Source organism: Coleofasciculus sp. C1-SOL-03 (assembly GCF_040220555.1).
In the GTDB taxonomy this organism is placed as follows: domain Bacteria; phylum Cyanobacteriota; class Cyanobacteriia; order Cyanobacteriales; family Coleofasciculaceae; genus Coleofasciculus.
In genome coordinates this window covers 9,933-31,094 of sequence record NZ_JAVJUO010000085.1, presented here as the reverse complement: position 1 = coordinate 31,094, position 21,162 = coordinate 9,933, and the positions used below count along the sequence as shown (strand labels likewise).

The following is a 21,162-nucleotide window of genomic DNA, read 5'->3' as shown; positions in this document are numbered from 1 at the left end:
GAGTAGGGAGAGGGCAATGGCGATCGCAGAAAGTCCAACTGTTATCAGTCTGCTCGATGTACTGGGGATTCGGAAAAACAGAATACTATCGACTAAAGAAACTTCATCCTCATTTTAATGGAGCCTGTGTCCAGTATTTTCCGTGAATCAACCTATACTCCTTTGTTCCATCTAAGCTATATTAACCAAAGCAATCTTACAGGCGACTTTCAGGCAGGGGCTACCAACTGAGAGAATGGTTACAATTTGGTGTGGGGAAATCAGATGGATAAAGTTTGCGTCGTTGGTTTGGGATATGTAGGCTTGCCAACAGCGAGTTTGCTGGCGAACAAGGGTTTTCAGGTGCGGGGTGTGGATGTCAACCCTGGAATTGTGGAGACTATCAATCGTGGTGAAATTCACATTCATGAGCCAGATTTAGATGTTTTGGTCACCTCAGCAGTCAACAGTGGTAATCTAACGGCGAGTTTGTCACCAACTTCGGCTGATGTGTTTATCCTGGCTGTACCAACGCCGTTTCAGGATGGGTATGTGCCGGATATATCTTATATTGAAGCGGCGACGCAGGCGATCGCGCCTTACCTGGAATCGGGTAATTTGGTGATCCTGGAATCCACCAGTCCTGTGGGAACCACTGAAGCGATTGGGGACTGGTTACGGGAACTGAGACCGGATTTAGAGGCTAATGCTATTTATATCGCCCATTGTCCAGAACGGGTGCTACCGGGTCAAATTCTTAAAGAGTTAATTATTAATGATCGGATTGTGGGTGGCATCAATCCAGCGTCAACAGCTAAAGCGGCGGCTTTTTATCAACAGTTTGTTACGGGTGAGATTGTCCCGACTCAAGCCCGCACCGCCGAACTATCGAAGTTGACCGAAAATGCCTTCCGGGATGTGAATATTGCCTTTGCCAATGAATTGTCTCTGATTTGCCAGAGGTTGCAGATTGATGTCTGGGAACTCAGGGAACTGGCAAACCGACATCCACGGGTAAATATTTTGCAACCGGGACCAGGAGTAGGAGGACATTGTATTGCTGTCGATCCTTGGTTTATCGTCCACTCAGCACCAGAACAAGCACGGCTGATTCGAATGGCTAGGGAAGTTAATGATAGTAAACCCCATCAGGTCGTTACTCAAGTTAAAGCAGCTACGGCTGAGTTCCAGCACGCGGTCATTGCTTGTTTGGGATTGGCTTATAAGGCAAATATTGATGATCTGCGTGAAAGTCCCGCCATGGCAATTGTTAGAGAATTGGCAAGGGAGGCGGTAGGACATCTATTAGCAGTAGAGCCTCACATTCCTAGTCTTCCGGCTAGTCTGGATAGCTTGGGTAATATCCAACTGGTTGAGCTGGACATGGCACTCCAGAAGGCAGATATTATCGTGCTACTGGTTGACCACCAAGCTTTTAAGGATATTGATAGAGAACAGTTGCAAGGGAAAACAGTCATTGATACACGGGGGATTTGGCGGTGAAGCAGGTACTGATTCGCCAGGGTCAAGCAATCGTCGAAGAAATTCCTGTTCCTCAAGTTGAACCAGGTACAGTTCTGGTGCAGGTCAATCATTCGTGCATTTCAATTGGTACGGAAATGAGTGGTATTAAGATGAGTAGTCTGCCACTGTGGAAACGCGCACTCAAGCAGCCGGAAAATGTGAAAAAAGTAGTCGATATGGCGGTTAACCAGGGGGTGTCGCGTACTGCCAGTTTAGTGCAGGGCAAGCTGGCTGGCGGTCAGCCGACTGGGTACTCCGCCGCTGGGACGGTGTTGGAAGTGGGTGCTGGAATAGATGACCTGCGCCCAGGGGATCGGGTTGCCTGTGCTGGGGCGCAATGCGCTCACCATGCGGAAGTGATTCGCGTGCCGCGTAATCTTATCGTACCGATACCAGAGGGATTGGAGTTTGCTGAAGCGAGTACCGTAACCCTGGGTGCGATCGCACTTCAAGGTATCCGCCGCGCTCAACCGACTCTGGGTGAAGTGTTTGTGGTGCTGGGATTAGGGATTTTGGGTCAGCTTACTGTCCAGATGCTCAAGGCGAATGGCTGTAGAGTCATAGGTACTGATTTGGAGCGCCAACGGATTGCGATCGCTCAGCAGCTAGGTATGGATATTGGCATTCATCCAGACGATGGGGATACGATTGAGCAGGTGGCACGGCTGACGGATGGTTTAGGTGCTGATGGTGTGATTATCACGGCGGCTACGCCATCGGATGAGGTGGTGTCTACTGCCTTCCGGATATGCCGCAAGAAGGGACGAGTTGTGCTGGTTGGGGATGTGGGACTCAATCTCAACCGGGCTGATTTTTATCAGAAGGAACTGGACTTTTTTATCTCGGCGTCCTATGGTCCTGGTCGCTATGACCATAATTATGAAGAACAGGGTTTAGATTATCCGGTTTCCTATGTACGTTGGACAGAAAACCGGAATATGGCAGAATATTTGCGTCTAGTCGCTGAGGGGAGAGTGTTAGTTAAACCCTTGATTCATGCTATCTATCCGATAGATCAGGCAACAGATGCCTATGAGTCACTCAAAAATTCTGGAGAAAAACCCCTTATGGTACTGCTTGCCTATCCCCAATCCCAGGAAACCAGTAATGTGGTTAGAGTAGTCCCTAATCCGACAGCGAAAGCGGCGGGGACAAAGCAGATTCGGGTAGCGTTAGTGGGTGCGGGTAGTTTTGCCAAGGGGATGCACTTACCGAATCTGCAAGCGTTGGCTGATCGCTATCATTTACAAGCGGTTGTCAGCCGAACGGGGCATAATGCGATGGTGACGGCTAAGCAGTTTGGGGCTAATTATGCTACGACGGATTATCAGCAGGTTTTGCAGGATACAGAGGTTGATGCCGTTATTATTACAACTCGGCACCATCTCCATGCTTCAATGGCTTTGGCAGCGCTGAAGGCAGGTAAGCACGTTTTAGTTGAAAAGCCCTTGGCATTGACAAAAACGGAACTGAGTGATGTGGAAGGGTTTTATGCTTCTGCCACGGATGAGTCTTTACCCATTCTCGTAACTGGCTTTAACCGTCGCTTTTCTCCTTATGCTCGACGGATTTATGAGATAATTCAAGACCGAAGCAACCCGATGATTCTGAATTACCGGATGAATGCAGGGTATATTCCTTTAGATCATTGGGTACATGGAGAGGAGGGAGGTGGACGCAATCGGGGTGAGGCTTGCCATATTTATGACCTGTTTACTTACCTAACGGGTAGTAAAGTGGTAACGGTGAATGCTCAGGCGATCGCATCAACAACGGATCATTACAGCTGTAGCGATAATTTTGTGGCGACAATGACGTTTGCCGATGGTTCAGTGGCGAGTCTTACCTATACGGCTCTTGGTAATAAGGATTATCCTAAAGAACAGTTAGAGGTATTTGTCGATGGTAAGGTGATAGTCTTACATGATTATAAGCAGCTTACGATTAGCGGTTCTCTGGCAAAAGGGATGGAAACCAAGGTGGTCAATAAAGGTCAGAAGGAGGAGTTAGCCGCGTTTGCCTGGGCAATTCAGCAAGGAGGAGAATGGTCTATTCCATTATGGCAGCAGGTGCAAGCAACGGAGATTAGTTTTGAGGTGGAAAAAGCACGGGGTTAGTAATGAGTGTTTGCCGGATTTGCTGAATACCATTTAGGTTATTGGTATATTCACTCAATTCCTAAGATGAAATAATCATAAAATTGAAGAGTTAAAAAGTATTGTTAAAAATTATGAATGCACCAATTTTTATTAGTGGATGTCCTAGATCGGGAACAAGTATTCTTGGCTTTTTAATAGGTAAAAACAATCAAATATTCTCTTATTTAGAGCCATCAGGGTTCTATAGGTACTTCAATGAAATATTTCTCAAGTATCCAATACCTTTATTATTGTTCAAAAAAATTTTTGCTGGGAAAATTTCTAGTAGCATAGTTTATTCTGTTTCTGTTTCAAAGCAAACTATTCCTAGTTATGTCCAACCGGAATTATTTTTTTCCAAAAAAGAACTTGTCAGAAAAATGAAAATTTTAGAAGGATATAGTCAAAAAAATGAGTGTTTAGAGATTTACGGTAGATTTGCAGAAAGTGTATTTGGTGACTTTGCTAGATATTGCCAAAAAGAGAGATGGTGTGTCAAAAAACCTAATTATCTTTACGCAAATATTGACAAAATATATAGAATTCATCCGAACATGAAGTTTATTAACATTGTACGGGATGGTAGAGATGTTATCGCTTCGTTGATGAAGCAAAAATGGAATAAAAAAAATACGTTTAAAAATTGTCTGAATGTTTGGATGCAAATATTAGAGTTAGGTAATAGAAAATGTAGAAGTGTACCTGTCGATAATTTTTTGACGGTTAGACTAGAAGATGTATTGTCATCAACGGACAGAGAATTAGAAAAAATTTGCCAATTTATTGATGTGGATTATGATCAAGGAATGCAAATATACGCCAAGCAGAATCTGAACCTTGATTCGGTCGGGCGTTGGCAGACAGAACTAACCCTAAAGCAAAAGGAAATTATCATACACAAAGGAGGACATTTACTCAAAAGATATGGATATCTGTGAATTGACAGAGGGAGAAAGGTAGAAATGTTAAGTATATGTAGGAATTCATTTAGATGTGTGGCATAGTAGGGGCGCTGGGCTTTAAAAGCGGTTCCTTTAAGATTACTGAACCCTATATACAGCGCATGCGCGATACAATGAGCCATCGAGGTCCGGATGGGTCAGGGGTATGGGTTTCAGCAGCAGAAAATGTGGGGTTAGGTCATCGGCGGTTGTCTATCATTGATTTATCCGATGCCGCTGCCCAGCCGATGTGTAATGAGGACGGAACGTTATGGGTTATCTTTAATGGTGAAATCTATAACCATGCTGAGATTCGCACGGAGTTGGAAAGAATAGGCGGACATCGGTGGAAAACTGACCACTCAGATACCGAGGTAATTCTTCATGCTTTTGAGGAGTGGGGAATTGACTGTTTGCACAAGTTCCGGGGAATGTTCGCGATCGCCCTCTGGGATGCTAGAGCACGGGAGTTGTGGCTCATCCGCGATCGCATTGGCATCAAACCTCTCTATTACAGTATTCATAACGGTCGTATCACCTTTGCTTCAGAAATCAAAGCGCTTCTGCAAGATCCCAATCAAAAGCGTGCTGTTCACGAAGAAGCGTTTTATCATTACCTTTCGTTTCTGACGACTCCCGCACCCCAAACCTTATTTGACGGAATCAAGAAATTACCAGGAGGTACTTGGTTGCGGATAAAGGAAGATGGGCAAATTCGAGAATATAGGTATTGGGACGTTTTGGATCACACCACACCATTAATTGGTGTTTCTGAAGAAGAGATTGCAGAACAGCTTTTGGCTGAACTTCGTACCGCCGTTCAGCTACGCAAGGTGAGCGATGTACCGATTGGCGTGTTTCTCTCTGGAGGTATTGATTCTAGTACAAATGCTGCCCTGTTCTCTGAGGGGGAAGGACAACCGATCAAGACGTTCACGATTGGTTATCAGGGGGAATACCAAACCTACCAAAACGAGACACAATATGCCCACCAGATGGCAAAAATAGTCGGGGCGGACTTTTACGAACACCTGCTGACTATCGATGACCTGATCAACTTCTTACCGCAGATGGTACATTTACAGGATGAACCAATTGCTGATCCAGTCTGTGTGCCAGTCTACTACGTTTCCAAGCTGGCGCGAGATAATGGTGTCACGGTTTGTCAGGTGGGTGAGGGTTCTGATGAGTTATTTTGGGGCTATCCTCACTGGAAAATCATGCTCCAGCTACAACGCTATAGTTCCTTGCCGTTCTCGCGAGTATTCAAGCAAATTGGTCTTCAATGTCTTGATTTGTTAGGGAAAAAGGAGAAGTTTTCCTATGAATACCTATATCGTGGGATAGCAAATATACCTATTTTTTGGGGAGGGGCTGAGGCATTCACTGAAGTGCAAAAGCAACGGTTGCTATCACCGCGTTTACGTCAACAGTTTTCTGGTTTAAGTGCTTGGGAAATACTAAAGCCAATTCGCCAACGTTTTGAAGAAAAAGCTTGGGAGAATTCACATCTCAATTGGATGACCTATTTAGATCTCAATCTGCGGTTGCCAGAATTACTGTTGATGCGAGTAGACAAAATGAGTATGGGAGTAGGCTTGGAAGGACGAGTACCTTTCCTTGACCACAAGTTTGTGGAGCTAGCAATGAGCATTCCGGAGTCAGTCAAGACTAGAAATGGCAACCTCAAGCATATTTTAAAAAAAACGGCAAGAGGGTTGATCCCTGATGAATTAATTGAGCGCAAAAAGCAAGGTTTTGCTGTTCCCCTTTATGAATGGTGCTTTGAGGGACTGGGAAACAAGATGCAACAGGAGATAGATGATTTTTGCCATCAAAACGATTTCATTAACGCTGCTGAAATCAGATTTTTTTTGGAGAATGGCAGGGGAAGCCAGGTATGGTATCTACTTAATTTTGTTATGTGGTACAGACAATTTATAGAAAGGTAAAAATCATGACTAATAACTTCAAGCAATTAGAAGATAAATTTTATAAATTAATCAAGGATACAGATAAAATAATCTATCCTTTAATCGAGTCAATTGAAATAGATGATATATCAAAGCACAATTCGGCTTATAGGAATTACTCTAACGATAAATTCAAAAATTTTGTAGAAGTAGAGAAAAGAAGATTCATAAAGGTATTAAATGTAATAACGGAGGATAAGTGTCATGGAAAAATATGCGATTTGGGGTGTTTCATTCCCTATGTGCCAATGGCTCTGTCGTTGCTGGGATATCAAGTGCAAATTGTTGATAAATATGAACTATACGGAAGTCGATTCAAACATTCTATATTAAAACTAGCAGAAACTCATTCCATAGAGGTTAATGATATGGATATCTTGCAGGATGAATTTACGAATTTGGCAAAGAATGATATTGTCTTATTAATGGCGGTTGTCGAACATTTATCTGGTTCTCCGGAAAATCTTATGAACAAGGTACAGCAAATAATATCACCCAATGGATTTATTATTTTTGAAGTTCCAAACATTGCGGAATTTGCTAAGAGAATAAAGATGATGTTAGGCAATTCACCGTTACCTCCCTATGAAACTTATTTTCACTCCGATTACCCTTTTACTGGTCATAATCGAGAAATGACTGTTGCTGAAGTAATCTACCTTATGGACAAAACTGGCTTTGAGATAGAGTGGCTACATTGTTATGACTATTCAAAATATTTACCAAAAACTTGGTTAGGAAAAAGTATTCGAGTGATAAAAAAGTTGATACCTATAAGAGATAAGGGAGAATCAATAATGGTCAAGGCATATTTCCGTCAATGAATATCGATAAAGATAGACGCAAAATTATCAGAGTATGAACTCAATAGTAAAAATAACAGTACAAGTGTTTTCTTTTGATATTCTGTCAAAAATTTTATTGGGAGGAATAAACATTCTCCTGATTAGGTTTATGGCAGACTCTGAGTATGCTTACTATACTTTAGCACTTTCTATTATAACTATTTTTACCCGGACATTGGTATCAAGTTTCAATAGAATTTATATAGTTGGTTGCAAACGCATAAAGAGTGTGACTACCCCCTCATCATTTTTAGGGCTTCAGTTATATGGAGTTGCTACGTTGGTGTTTATAACTTTTCCTTTCCAGAGCTTTGTCGGTGAAATATATTGGTTTACTGTTGTTTCAATTGTCGCCACCTGTTTATCAAGATTTTCTCAAACCATTTTTCAGGAACACCTAAAATTCTTACAACTGTCAATAGTTGAGCTGAATCGAACTTTAGTTTTTGTATTCGCGATAATAGTTCTAATATATTTTATTCGTCATGAATTAAAGGCATGGCAAATCTTGCTTCTACAAGCTATTGCCGCATTTGTTGTATTTATTTTTTCTTGTAGTAAAGAGCTTAATCTCAAGAGGATGTTTAACGTGAAAGAATCAGTGTATCTAGCTAGAGAAATAGTAATGGGAGAGTATAAATATCTATTTGGATATTTTTTAGTTATTGCTGTATTTTCTCAGGTTGATGTGTTCGTTTTAAGAGCTATTGCTAGCGATGTAGAACTAGCTACCTATGGTTCTGCATTTCGGTATTACAGTCTTTTATTATTGGGTCTGGGTGCAGTACATACTGTTTTTTTGCCAGTCATACAAAATGTTAAAAGTATTAGTGAGTTAGAAATTATTTTTATGAAACATAAACGTATGCTATTACTATTTGTACCGTTGGTGTTGTTTTCGGCGTGGATTTCCCAGTGGGTTATCCCTTGGATTGACATGGGGAAATATCCTAATGCGGTTATGGTGTTTCAAATACTTGCTGTTTCTGCAATCATATCTTTTGCGTTTAGTCCTCATGTCAACATAGTAATGCGTTTTGAAGACTTCAGATTCCTCTTCATTTTGATTAATTTTGCCCTCTTAGTAAATGTAGTGCTTACTCTTGGGTTTATCCCAAAACTAGGTGCTACTGGCGCAGCTCTTGCGACGCTAATTGCATTTGGATTTGTTAATAGTGTAATATTCTTGCGTTCAAACAAGCACAAAAAGCTATTGTTGACTGCGCCGCCAGTGGATTCTCAGTTATCTTGATAATATGATGAGATTTTTATTTCGGAGGGTTTTCCAGTTAACAGTGTATGAGTATGCAAATAAAGTGATAGCTAGAATTCAGAGAAAGGTCTTAGGACAATTTTACTATCAACGGGCGCTTCGTCAAGGCACATATTTAATAGATTATCCAAAATGTCACTTAAATGTTTATTTTGCCAAGCCAAGTTTCTCTAGTTTAGAATCAAATCAGGACGCCTTACATGATTTAACCTATCATTATATTGCTCATCGCTTCGACCTCCTGGGTTCTGGTTGGGTGCAACTCAAACACGGAATGTACTGTCGAGGTTTGGAAGGCTATCGCTATGAGATGGGTTCATCCATTGATCTAGACAGCAAAGGCAGATGGTTAGAAAGTCGCATTAATTCAGCCAACTTAGCCGAGTCCCAGCGGATTTGGCATCTAGTAGATGAGGATTACACCCCTATCGATTGGCATCTCGATTTTAAATCCGGCTATCGCTGGTCTGAAAATACTTGGTATGTGGATATACCTTATGGTCACAAACTAGGTGTCGATATTAAAGTGCCATGGGAATTAACCCGAATGCAGCACTTGCCACAACTTGCCTGGGCTTATGTTTTAGCGGGAAAGGCTCAACCCGGTTTTGCACCTTCCAAAACGTATGCCCGTGAATTTCGCAATCAAGTGCTGGATTTTATTGCCACCAATCCACCCCGCTTTGGGGTAAACTGGCGATGCACAATGGATATAGGAATCCGAGTGGCAAATTGGTTAGTGTCCTACGACTTTTTCCGAGCCTACGGTGCAGAATTTGATACAGAATTCGAGACAGAGTTCAGTCGCAGCATATATCAGCATGGTTGGCATATCATTAAAAACTTAGAATGGTCGCCACACCTGAGATCAAACCACTATTTGGCTAACGTAGTTGGTCTATTATTCGTAGCCGCGTACTTACCCTGCACGCCAACAACGAACACTTGGTTAGCCTTTGCCATTCAGGAACTCATCAATGAAGTGGAGTCTCAATTCTATCCAGATGGAGCCAATTTTGAAGCCTCTACCAGCTACCATCGCCTTTCTGCCGAGATGGTAATCTATGGCACAGCTCTAGTACTCGGTATGCCACCGGAAAAATATTCAGCTTTGAAAAAATACGATTATCGCCTGCACAAGGTTCGTCCCCCACTCCAGCCAGCACAACTTGCTCTTTATCCCCTGGCGGGAAGCGATCGCCTCATTCCCTTTCCCGATTGGTACATCGAACGGTTGGAGAAAATGGCAGAGTTTACGATGCACATCACCAAGCCAAACAATCATGTTCCCCAGATTGGTGATAATGACAGCGGACGCTTTCTGAAACTCCAGCCACTGTATCATCAGATGAGTGTCGCCGAAGCGAAGGCACGCTATGCTAATCTGGATGACTATACCGATCTTCGGGATGATGCCATCTATTGGGATGAAGACTTGCTAGATCACCGACATCTGGTTGCTGCGATTAACGGACTCTTTGGACGGGATGATTTTGCAGAATTTACAGGGGAAGGCTGGCTGGAAACTGACCTGATTGGGCATTTGGCTACAGGCACTCGCCTACCTTCCTACTTACAACCGGGTCAACATCCTGCTGCGGAGGAAGTACGTATCGGCAAAAAAGAAGATTGGCAGCAATTTAGTGTTAAATTAGATTCGCTGCCACAGATGCAAGCCCAGTCAAGGCAAGTTCTAGATATTCCCGCACCGGGTAGCGACCTAGACAAAGACCTCAAGTTTTACGCCTATCCAAACTTTGGCTTGTATCTCTACCGCTCTCAGCGACTCTACCTAGCTATCCGCTGTGGTTGTCTTGGTCAAAATGGCAACGGAGGTCATGCCCACAATGACCAGTTTTCTATAGAGTTAAACCTAGATGGTGAGGATTGGATAAGTGATCCAGGAACATATCTGTACACACCGCTACCAGAACGCCGGAACGAATACCGCTCCAGTCAGGCACACTTTGCCCCCCAGCTTCTTCCTGAACGAGAACAAAAGTACCTCAGCCAAGGGCTGTTCACCTTGAAAAATGCTCCAGAAGGAGAATGTGTTTATTTGGGGTCGGATGGATTTATGGGAACTCTCAGATTCAACAAAGAATCTACCTATTATTTCTTAAAAATAGGAGAACAAGTTATCCATATAGTTGCTGCAAATCTATTTTCTGCATTACATCTGCCCTTAAAACATCTAAATTTTAACCATAGAGATCAGGGAACTCTATCTAATAAATTTTCTAACGGTTATGGGAAGCTGATAATAGATAAACCTAAATAGAGGAATTATTTAATTGTCTATTTATCCTAAAAAAAGTTATGATTACTGTGCCAATCTTTTTATATCAATGCCCAAAACAAGTTTTGTGAATCGTTTAGATATCTATCTATTTTATATTTTATTTGCTTTAATTTTACTGTATAAAGTACAATTATTGTCACCTTTAATGGTAGCTGTATTTAAAATTAGGTATGTTTTATACATTTACTTATATTTGCGAATAGCAATATTCTATAAATGGGAATTAAACACTAAAAAACTTTTGGTGCTTATTTTTCTGTACTTCACTATATTTATAGCTATACATACCTATTTCCTTTATGGGAAAGATGTTGCTATAGCTGGTTTAACTCGGTTCATCAATGTTGCCTTACTAGCACCTTTAGCTAGCGTATTGTTTGAAAATTTAAAGCAATTCCAAAAATTCATTAACCTGTGGTTGTTTGTTATTGTCATAGGGGGACTTACTCTTATATACCAGTTGCTAGGAGGAGATTTATCGTGGCTAGTCGAAAGTTATATAGCAAGTCGGGGTATCCTGCTTCGCTTTAATACTTTACTGGGCGGACCAAATACGGGCGGAATGGCATCAGCTATTACTTATATCATTGCATTATTAATTATTCGTCCTTTAGCTGTAAAAATAGTTTTACTAACCGTCGCTTTAATTTTACTCATTTTTAGTCTTTCTAAAGCTGCAATTGCAGGTTGGATTATAGCGACAGCTATTATAGTCTGTTTAAAGGTTGGAAAACGATCAAATATTTTTAAAATCAACCGAACGAAATTTCAAAAAATGACTACGATAATGATAGTAACACTATTATTTATCTTTTGTATTACCACCTATTCTTCTCCTATTCGAGAATATATTGTAAAATATGCCACAATTGCACTGCTAGCGTTTACTGGTGGTGATACAGGAGATCCGACTAGCCAAAGTGTATTAGAAGATCTATCTATGCGTATGATTAGCATGACCCAAAAGGGTATCTCATTAGCCATGGAACAAAGTAGTTTTTATCCCCTAAACTTTTTGGTAGGCAGTAGTTTTGGTATCGCTGGCAGTGCGGCATTTCAGCTCAAGGCAGATGTTATTTTGCCGCACAATACATTTTCGGAAATATACTTAGTTGGTGGGATATTATTATTGTTTATTTTTGGATTGATCTTAGTTAAGACGTGGTCAAGATTATGGCTGCTCAATAAGGTTAACGATTATTACAAAGCTTTGCTAATTGTTTTCTTGACTATTGTAGCCTATATGCCATCTTACCCAATTATATATGAGCCAATACTAGGTTCATTATTTTGGCTCATAGTCGGTTTAGTTGCTAATTCTAACTTTTCTCTCAAAAAACATAGTTTGAACGGGGTATCAATATCAAACGGAGTCGATAGGCAAAAATTAATCAATGAAAATCCTGATTATTAGTTATTCTTACAAACCAGCAATTACACCACGTTCCTTTCGTTGGTCAGCGATCGCGGAACATTGGGTAAAACAGGGACATCATGTTGATGTTGTCTGTGCGTGGATGGCTGGTTTGTCTCGCAATCAGACTTTAAACGGTGTTCACGTACATCGAGTTGGGGGAACAATCTCAGAATTACTCCGCAGCCAACTTAAAAAATCAGTTGCTTATCCAAACGCTGAAAAAAGTAAGTTTCCAGCCGATGATGCCTCAACCAGTAGTCAGAAAATAAAATATGGGTTAGCCTATTTGTCCAAATGGATTCATGACCATACCTGGAAAAAGGTATATTGGCCCGATTATGCAGGCTTGTGGTATTTGCCAGCACTTCTGAAGGCTAGACAGCTAATCAACGGACACCATTATGACGGAATTATTAGTGTATCTCACCCTTTTACGGGGCATTTAGTAGGTTTGAGCTTAAAGAAAAGTTATCCTAAGATTAAATGGTTAGTAGATGTTGGCGATCCTTTTTGTTTTGCTCATGATGCTCCCACTAACAATCATAAACTCTACCAAAATCTAAATTACTTGATGGAAGAGAAAGTTTTTGTTTCTGCTGATGCTGTGGCAGTAACAACAGCATCAACATTAACAACATACACTAGCTTGTTTCCTGAAAGTATCGAAAAAATAACGATTATCCCGCCTTTATTGTCAAACTGGGATGCTCAGGATAATGAATCGGAAAGAGAAAAGCTATTTCCCGAAGATGAAAAAATAAGACTCATCTTCTTAGGAACACTCTACTCCTCTATTCGACGACCCGATTTCCTGCTCAAGCTATTCCTCAATATCATAGAAAACGAACCCAGTCTTGCCGCTAAATTAGAACTTCACTTTTTTGGAAAAATTTATGACTGTCAATATTCCTTTAAGCCATATAATACACTAATGGGTAAAAACCTATTTACTCATGGCATAGTAAACCATGCAAAGGCAAAGCAAGCGATGCAGGAAGCTGATGTTCTTGTAAATATTGGCAATAAGACCCCCTACCGTTTACCTAGCAAACTTGTTGAGTATGCTAGAAGCGGTAAGCCTTTATTAAATCTAATAGAAATAGATGACGATAGCTCATTAATGTTCTTGAAAAAATACCCAGGCAAAATATTGAACATTATAAATGAAAAAGCTTCGGTTGACAAAAATAAAATTAATGAAACTATAAAATTTATTCATAATTTGCACGAACCAATTGAATGTACAGATCTAGACCAATGGTTAAAACCATTTGATATCACCCAAATTTCATCAAGTTACCAGAATATTTTCAACCCATAAACATGAATAAAAAAAAGTTTAAAATTGCTAATATTGTTTTAGATGGTCGTGTGGGGGGACCCCAACGTCGGATTGTTCAGGTCGCGCAACATTTGCTTGAGCAAGGATGGGAAACAGTTCTTGTTTTTCCTTACATGGGGGATGAACTGCCACAATATGCAACACAGAATGGTATTTCTTATCTCTGTGTTCCCTTATCACGCATTCGCCTGGAAAACATTTTGGTTCAGCTAATTCGTTATGTCAGCCGCTTACCCTTTGAAACCTGGCAATTGAAAACTGCACTAAAAAACCATCAGATAGATATAGTTCACGCTAATGGTCTGTATAACGTTCAAGCAGTATTAGCGGCTAAACTAGCAGGTTTACCCTTGGTGTGGCACATTAATGACAACTCTCCTCTCCCTCCTTGGTCGTACCGTATTGCCCGCACAACCTTAGGCTGGCTAGCAGAGATTCGGGTATACTCTAGTCCACCAGTGCGCGATATGTGTGATGACTATGATGATGAACGCACAGCAATACTCTATCCCCCCGTGGATCTAGAAAAATTCGATCCTAAAAAACTAAAACCAAGTGGAATTGAGACTAAAATACCAGCCCTACAGCGACAAGGAAATGAAGTGCTACTACTGGCAGTTAGTAATGTTAACTGGGTTAAAGGATATGAGTTCCTCCTAGATGCCTTAAGCAATTTACAAGATATGCTAGTAGGCTGGCGACTTGTTGTCATTGGAGCGATTCTTCAAACTCAGCGTCCTTATTTTGCAAGTTTGAGTAATCAGGTTAAAACACTTGGTCTTGAAGAAAAAGTTGTTTTTGCGGGTTTTACAGATGATGTTGCTGAGGCACTTTCAGTCGCTGATGTTTTTGTGATGAGTTCAACGGCTGAAAGTGGACCCATGGTTCTGCTGGAAGCCTTGGCTATGGGAAAACCTGTCGTTACCACTGATGTAGGAATTGCCAAAGAGGTGATCAACCATGAAGAAAACGGACTCATTGTGCCACCACGAGATGTACCTGCTCTCGCTCAAGCTCTGCGGAAAATAATTCTAGACGAGAAACTTCGGCAAGATTTTGCGAATCAAGCTCGCCGCAGCGTTGCCAAAAAGTTTTCTGTACCTCATGTAACAGCAGAGCATATAACTGTTTATCAGAAAATTGTTAACACAGCATCAAATCGTTTTAACTTGATCTAAACCTAGAGGAAAGAAGGGGGTGAAAGTTCCAGTAAGCAGTGCATGAAGAAACTGATTTCTGGATTATTAGTGTCATCCAAGCAAATCCAGTAGTGCAGTTTGAGCAAAAGAGGCTGTGGAAATCATGTGTGGAATTTCGGGATTTTTCGGAAGGTTTGAACTATCACTGCTCAAAATAATGAATCACTGCCAAAGCTACCGAGGACTCGATGATTCGGGAATTTTGCTGAATAAAAAATATGGCGTTGGATTGGCGCATCGACGGCTTTCTATTCTCGATCTGAGTCCCCTTGGTCATCAACCAATGTGGGATGCAACAGAACAAGTAGCAATTGTTTTTAATGGAGAAATATATAACTATAAAAAACTCAAGAATAAACTAATTAATAGTGGGTATAATTTTAGAAATAATACAGATACAGAAGTCTTACTCAATTTATATCTCCATGATAGAGAAACTATGCTACCTCAACTCAATGGAATGTTTGCTTTTGCTATCTGGGATACTCGGTCGAACTCTTTATTTTTAGCCAGGGATGGAATTGGAGTTAAACCTCTCTATTATACAACCACCTATCGAGGCTTTTTGTTTGCTAGTGAACTGAAAGCACTACTGCAAGAGGAAACGGTAGAACGTTACCTTAATCTTGAAGCTATCTATTATTATTTAACTTATCTTTGGTGTCCAGCTAATCAGACTATTATTGAAAATATAAAAAAATTAGAACCAGGTCATGCTTTGATTGTCAAAGATGGTAAAGTGCAAAAGCATTGGCGATTTTATGATTTGCCATATCACCAAACCATTGAACCTCTTTCAGAAGACGAAGCCATTCAACAGGTGAGATGGCAACTGCAAGAATCTGTCCAACGCCAAATGGTTGCTGACGTTCCCGTTGGTGCATTTTTATCAGGTGGTTTAGATTCGAGTTCAGTAGTTGCGTTTGCCAAGCAACACACTTCTGAACAAAATTTGCAGTGTTTCACCATTGGCTTGAAAAATGCCGACTCTTCTAGCGAAGGGTTTGTGGAAGACTTGCCCTATGCTCAAAAAGTAGCCAATCACTTAGATGTAGATTTACATACGATCTATGTGGGTTCTGAGATGGCAGAACAACTGCAAACAATGTTATATCATCTTGATGAACCTCAAGCCGATCCAGCACCGCTCAATGCGTTATTCATTAGTCAACTTGCTCGTCAGCACGGAATTAAGGTTTTACTCTCTGGTGCTGGGGGAGATGATATTTTTACAGGGTATCGCCGTCACTACGCACTGATGCAAGAGCGGTACTGGTCTTGGCTACCAAAGTCGGTGCGAAGACAATTAAGCAGTATTACTCAATCTCTACCAACAGGATCAGCACTGGGAAGGCGAATCAGCAAAGGGTTTCGTTATGCGGCTTTAGATGGAGATGAACGATTAGTTAGCTATTTTTACTGGCTTGATCCTCAAACACAAAAAAATCTTTACAGTTCCAATCTCAAAGAGCAAATTGCAAAATTTTCTGCCAGCACTCCTCTTCTGGAATCTCTGAGTAATCTTCCTAATTCAGTCCATCCTCTAAACCGGATGCTATACCTTGAAGGTAAACACTTTTTAGCTGATCACAATCTCAACTACACTGATAAAATGAGCATGGCAGCCGGAGTAGAAGTCCGTGTGCCACTCCTCGATCCCGATTTGGTCGCATTAGCAGCTCGTTTGCCGATTCAATACAAACAAAGAGGTAGGGAAGGAAAATGGATTTTTAAGAAAGCCATGGAACCCTACTTACCTCATGATGTTATTTACCGTCCCAAAACCGGGTTTGGTGTTCCTTTACGAGGATGGCTACGAAATCAGCTAAAGCCATTGGTAGATGATACACTTTCAGAATCTTCTCTCAAAAAACGCGACTTGTTTGATTTTGCCGCCGTGCAAAATCTGCGAGAAATGGATAAAGTAGCGCGGGTGGATGGAACTTATACAATTTTTGCCTTAACTTGTATCGAGTTGTGGTGTCGTATTTTTCTAGATTAATGAAGTCGTGAAACAAGTCCTCCAATCTCTGAGTAATGGGGATACCGAAATTGTTAACATCCCCTATCCACAGGTTAAACCCAAACATCTACTGATCCGCTCCTGTACCAGCCTAGTCTCAGCAGGAACAGAACGAATGCTAGTGGAATTTGGTCAAGCGAACCTCATTGATAAAGCTCGCCAGCAACCCGATAAAGTCAAAATGGTGCTGGATAAAATGAGGACAGATGGCGTAATCCCCACTTTAGAAGCGGTACAAAGTAAACTCGACCAACCCTTACCGATGGGTTACGCCAACGCCGGAGTCGTTCTGGAGGTGGGCGCTGGGGTTGAAGAGTTTAGCGTTGGCGATCGCATCATCTCCAACGGTTCCCATGCTGAAGTCGTCTGTGTCCCGAAAAACCTCTGTGCCAAAATCCCTGATCCAGTTACCGACGAAGCCGCCGCCTTTACCGTACTTGGCGCGATCGCACTCCAGGGAATTCGTCTTGCCCAACCCACACTGGGCGAGACGTTCGTCGTTACTGGACTGGGTTTAATTGGTCTAATCACCATCCAACTCCTCCATGCCCAAGGTTGTCGTGTCTTAGGGATTGACTTTGACCCGAAAAAGCTTGACTTGGCTCGAAAATTTGGGGCTGAAACCGTAGATCTCTCCCGTGGCGAAGATCCAATTTCTGCGGCGGCTTCCTTGTCTCAGGGACGAGGGATTGATGGCGTCTTAATTACCGCCGCCACCAAAAGCAACGAACCTGTTCACCAAGCTGCCCAAATGTGCCGCAAACGAGGACGAATTGTCTTAGTCGGTGTCGTCGGCTTAGAACTGTCACGGGCAGATTTCTACGAAAAAGAGCTATCCTTTCAAGTATCCTGCTCCTATGGTCCCGGTCGCTATGACCCAGCTTATGAGGCAAAGGGTCAGGACTACCCCCTCGGATTTGTCCGCTGGACGGCACAACGGAACTTTGAAGCGGTTCTGGATATGTTGGCGACAGGCAGATTAGACGTAGCCCCCCTGATCTCCCATCGTTTTCCCCTGGATCAAGCCCCGGCTGCTTACCAACTCCTAAACAGTAGTGAACCGTATCTGGGCATTCTTCTAGAATACCCCGATTCTCAATCGCCCAGTGACCTGCTTAACCCAACGATTCAGCTTCAACAGGAACATACACAGACAAAGGCATTCCCATCTGAAAGTCACAAAACATCCCCCATCCCCAATCAGCCAGTTCTTGGTTTCATTGGTGCAGGCAATTACGCCACCCGAATTTTAATCCCCGCCTTCAAACAAACCAACGCTACCCTAAAAGCTGTAGCCACCACAGGGGGTATCAGTGGGGTTTATGCGGGTCGCAAATTTGGCTTTGGTCTCGCCACAACCGATACAGATAGTCTACTGAGTGACCCAGAAATCAACACCTTGGTGATTGCCACCCGCCACGATAGCCACGCCGATTATGTCTGTAAAGCTCTCAAGGCTGGGAAATATGTCTTTGTGGAAAAACCCCTCGCGATCGCGCCTAACCAACTTGAGGGTATCCAATCCACTTATACCTCAATCCTCAATTCTGGCACGTCACCCCTACTCATGGTAGGCTTCAACCGTCGCTTTGCTCCCCAAATTCAGAAAATCAAAGCCCTGCTTGCCAACCTCAAAGAACCAAAAGCCATGATAATGACAGTGAATGCGGGAGCAATTCCCCCAACCCACTGGACTCAAGACGCGGCGATTGGTGGGGGACGGATTATTGGCGAAGCCTGCCACTTCATCGATCTGCTAAGATTTCTGGCAGATTCCCCCATTGTCTCAGTTCAAACCACCAGCTTAGGTAGCATCGAACTGCAAGAGGATAAAGTAAGCTTTACCCTGAGTTTTGCCGATGGTTCCCTGGGTACGGTACACTATCTAGCCAATGGTCACAAATCGTTTCCCAAAGAGCGATTAGAAATCTTTTGTGCGGGTCGTATTCTCCAACTCGATAACTTCCGCAAGTTAAAAGGCTATGGTTTTTCTGGATTTAACTCGATGAACTTGTGGCGACAGGATAAGGGGAATACGGCTTGTGCCGCCGCTTTCATCAATGCCATTGAATCGGGTCAAGCCGCACCCATTCCCTTTGAAGAATTCGTTGAAGTCACGCAGGTTAGCTTTGAAATTGCGGAGGCGGCGAGACATTGAACCTAGGTCGTTGGTGGCGGACAATTCGCGACATTCCCCCGCGTCAGCTAGCCGCACGGGTACAATTTGAAATCAAAGCGCGATCGCTCCCCCATCTACCACTATCACTGCGTCGTTCCCTGGCTTTGGGGAACCCGATTCCCACACCGCCTTTACGTCAAAATTATCTCAAGGCGTTAGAACTGCCGCAACTCCCCCAACATTTTGTCCCCCCAGAAGCCACCTATACCTTCACCTTCCTCAATCAATCACGGCAACTCGCGTTTCCGATCCCTTGGAATAGTCCAGACTATCCGCGCCTGTGGCAATTTAACCTCCACTATTTTGACTGGATGCGTGAGGTTTTGACGAGAGGATATCAACAGGGGCAAATTGATGCGGCTAGCCTGAGTCAGCTTAAGCACTTAATTGGGGACTGGATTGCAGCCAATCCCCTCTGTTCGTTTGATGGTTGGCATCCATACACCACATCTTTACGCATTGTCAACTGGACATTTGCCACTAGAGCCATCCCCACCCTAGCTGAAGCAGAAATTATTACTTCTTTGTGGTTTCAGGTTAACTATCTCCATCGCCACAAGGAGTATTTTGCTGGAGGCAATCATCTGTTGGAAAATCTGAGAGGGTTAATTATTGGCGGGTTAAACTTTGATTGTCCTAGGGCTGAATCCATCGTCCGCTTGGCACTGGAGCAACTGGCACAACAACTAGCCATTCAAGTTTTACCAGATGGGGGGCATTACGAACGTAGCCCCATGTATCATCTCATCGTTCTCAACCTCGTGGCTGAAACAGTCGCCTGCTTACAGAATGCGGGTTGGTCGATCCCAGAAACTATTAATGAACCCCTGCACCGGATGCTGCAATTTGCCGAAACTATCCGCTTGTCCTGTGGACTCTTTCCATTGTGGAATGACGCGGCTTACGATATTGCCAATCCCCTAGATGAAATCGCCAGTTGGGTTCGCCAGCTTTTGGCACAGTCTTCCACCGATATGACTGATGCTTTGCATGAGCGCTTACTTCAGGCAAGTGGTACGTACCAAGCCGCATCTATCCCCACCCAAACGAGTGTAACGACAAGTAGCCTGCTTCCTGATTCTGGCTACTATATCCTACGAAATGCCACGGGTATAGAACTAACCTTCGACTGCGCCCCACCCTGTCCCTCTGAACTCCCCCCGCACGCCCATGCAGATTGCTTAACCCTCGACTTGTACTGCAAAGGTCAACCCGTGATTGTAGATACGGGTACGAGTGAATACAGCAGCGGTATGATTCGGTCTTACGAGCGTAGTACCTTAGCTCATAATACAGTTGCGATCGCGAATCAAAACCAATCTGAAATCTGGGGAAGTTTCCGGGTTGGTCGCAAAGCTCAACCTAACAAAGTTCAATCTGGCACATTCCAGGAATGGCAGTGGGTCAGTGCAGCTCACAACGGCTATGCTCATCCCCCTCTCAAGGCTTGGCATCAGCGCTGGGTGGGTCTGGGAACCAAAGCAATTGTTATCCTGGATCGCCTAGAAACTGCCCTTGCCACTGAGTATACCTCAAGGCTTCACTTTGCTCCCGGTTTAAATCTGATTCACCAGCCAGAAACACAGGTGTACACCTGCGAGTTAGAGACAACCTGCTTATATATTCAATGTCTTGGTTTGACAGCCGATGATGAAGTGCAATGGTTGGATGCTGATACCTCACAATCCTGGTATGCTCTTGAATTTGGACGACGCTATCCTCGCGGATACCTGCAAATTCAAGGCTCATTGCTCCCTAATGGCAAGATTTTCTGTCTGGTTCTGACGCTTGATTATCGACCGAAGATGACCTGGACGTGGCACAATCAACAAGGAAAACTTCAGTTTGAAAATAGAGAAATCCTGACATGGCACTTCCAGCAGGGTAATTTAGTTGTCTTAGAGTGAATGACACTGAAATAAGCATTTTGGTATCGCCGAAACCCTTTATATATCGTAGGGTGGGCATTGCCCACCAGCCTTAAGTCAACCATTCGATTTAAAGGTTTGTAGTGGGCGATGTGAGGT

General features: G+C 42.8%; 13 protein-coding genes. All 13 read left to right on the top strand.

The features are described from left to right. The first annotated feature begins 264 nt into the window (after window positions 1-264). Window positions 265-1,482: a UDP-N-acetyl-D-mannosamine dehydrogenase gene (gene wecC / locus RIE73_RS15300; protein WP_446401991.1), complete on the top strand. Its 1,218-nt coding sequence runs from the start codon at window positions 265-267 to the stop codon at window positions 1,480-1,482. Further along, on the top strand, window positions 1,479-3,620 hold the full coding sequence (locus RIE73_RS15295) for a bi-domain-containing oxidoreductase (RefSeq protein WP_446401990.1): 2,142 nt from the start codon (window positions 1,479-1,481) through the stop codon (window positions 3,618-3,620). Before wecC ends, RIE73_RS15295 begins: the two co-directional genes overlap by 4 nt. Window positions 3,621-3,733: 113 nt before the next feature. Then, the gene (locus RIE73_RS15290) at window positions 3,734-4,579 is read left to right on the top strand and encodes a sulfotransferase family protein (RefSeq protein WP_446401989.1); all 846 of its coding nucleotides are present in this window, start codon (window positions 3,734-3,736) and stop codon (window positions 4,577-4,579) included. 53 nt (window positions 4,580-4,632) lie between these two features. Further along, window positions 4,633-6,534 (top strand): asparagine synthase (glutamine-hydrolyzing), encoded by a 1,902-nt coding sequence (asnB, locus tag RIE73_RS15285; protein WP_446401988.1) that lies wholly within the window; start codon window positions 4,633-4,635, stop codon window positions 6,532-6,534. 5 nt (window positions 6,535-6,539) lie between these two features. Beyond that, window positions 6,540-7,379, top strand: a complete 840-nt coding sequence (locus tag RIE73_RS15280; protein ID WP_446401987.1) for a class I SAM-dependent methyltransferase — start codon at window positions 6,540-6,542, stop codon at window positions 7,377-7,379. Window positions 7,380-7,413: 34 nt separating this feature from the next. After that, a complete protein-coding gene (locus tag RIE73_RS15275; protein ID WP_446401986.1) occupies window positions 7,414-8,652 on the top strand; it encodes a hypothetical protein in 1,239 nt (412 codons plus the stop codon). 64 nt (window positions 8,653-8,716) lie between these two features. Beyond that, window positions 8,717-10,954, top strand: a complete 2,238-nt coding sequence (locus tag RIE73_RS15270) for a heparinase II/III family protein (RefSeq protein ID WP_446401985.1) — start codon at window positions 8,717-8,719, stop codon at window positions 10,952-10,954. Between the two features lie 13 nt (window positions 10,955-10,967). Continuing rightward, a complete protein-coding gene (locus RIE73_RS15265; RefSeq protein WP_446401984.1) occupies window positions 10,968-12,389 on the top strand; it encodes a hypothetical protein in 1,422 nt (473 codons plus the stop codon). Continuing rightward, window positions 12,370-13,713: a hypothetical protein gene (locus RIE73_RS15260; RefSeq protein ID WP_446401983.1), complete on the top strand. Its 1,344-nt coding sequence runs from the start codon at window positions 12,370-12,372 to the stop codon at window positions 13,711-13,713. Before RIE73_RS15265 ends, RIE73_RS15260 begins: the two co-directional genes overlap by 20 nt. A 2-nt stretch (window positions 13,714-13,715) precedes the next feature. Then, window positions 13,716-14,912 (top strand): glycosyltransferase family 4 protein, encoded by a 1,197-nt coding sequence (locus tag RIE73_RS15255; protein WP_446401982.1) that lies wholly within the window; start codon window positions 13,716-13,718, stop codon window positions 14,910-14,912. 124 nt (window positions 14,913-15,036) lie between these two features. Then, window positions 15,037-16,935 carry an asparagine synthase (glutamine-hydrolyzing) gene (asnB, locus tag RIE73_RS15250; protein WP_446401981.1) on the top strand — a complete coding sequence of 633 codons (1,899 nt, stop codon included), beginning with the start codon at window positions 15,037-15,039 and terminating at the stop codon, window positions 16,933-16,935. 7 nt (window positions 16,936-16,942) lie between these two features. After that, the gene (locus tag RIE73_RS15245; protein ID WP_446401980.1) at window positions 16,943-19,114 is read left to right on the top strand and encodes a bi-domain-containing oxidoreductase; all 2,172 of its coding nucleotides are present in this window, start codon (window positions 16,943-16,945) and stop codon (window positions 19,112-19,114) included. Next, a complete protein-coding gene (locus RIE73_RS15240) occupies window positions 19,111-21,042 on the top strand; it encodes a heparinase II/III domain-containing protein (protein ID WP_446401979.1) in 1,932 nt (643 codons plus the stop codon). Before RIE73_RS15245 ends, RIE73_RS15240 begins: the two co-directional genes overlap by 4 nt. The last annotated feature ends 120 nt before the right edge of the window (window positions 21,043-21,162 follow it).

Excerpts from the sequence above, each read along its gene's own strand:
- wecC (WP_446401991.1), top strand. The coding sequence starts at position 265 with ATGGATAAAGTTTGCGTCGTTGGTTTGGGATATGTAGGCTTGCCAACA.
- RIE73_RS15290 (WP_446401989.1), top strand. The coding sequence starts at position 3,734 with ATGAATGCACCAATTTTTATTAGTGGATGTCCTAGATCGGGAACAAGT.
- asnB (WP_446401988.1), top strand. The coding sequence starts at position 4,633 with ATGTGTGGCATAGTAGGGGCGCTGGGCTTTAAAAGCGGTTCCTTTAAG.
- RIE73_RS15280 (WP_446401987.1), top strand. The coding sequence starts at position 6,540 with ATGACTAATAACTTCAAGCAATTAGAAGATAAATTTTATAAATTAATC.
- RIE73_RS15275 (WP_446401986.1), top strand. The coding sequence starts at position 7,414 with ATGAACTCAATAGTAAAAATAACAGTACAAGTGTTTTCTTTTGATATT.
- RIE73_RS15260 (WP_446401983.1), top strand. The coding sequence starts at position 12,370 with ATGAAAATCCTGATTATTAGTTATTCTTACAAACCAGCAATTACACCA.
- RIE73_RS15255 (WP_446401982.1), top strand. The coding sequence starts at position 13,716 with ATGAATAAAAAAAAGTTTAAAATTGCTAATATTGTTTTAGATGGTCGT.
- asnB (WP_446401981.1), top strand. The coding sequence starts at position 15,037 with ATGTGTGGAATTTCGGGATTTTTCGGAAGGTTTGAACTATCACTGCTC.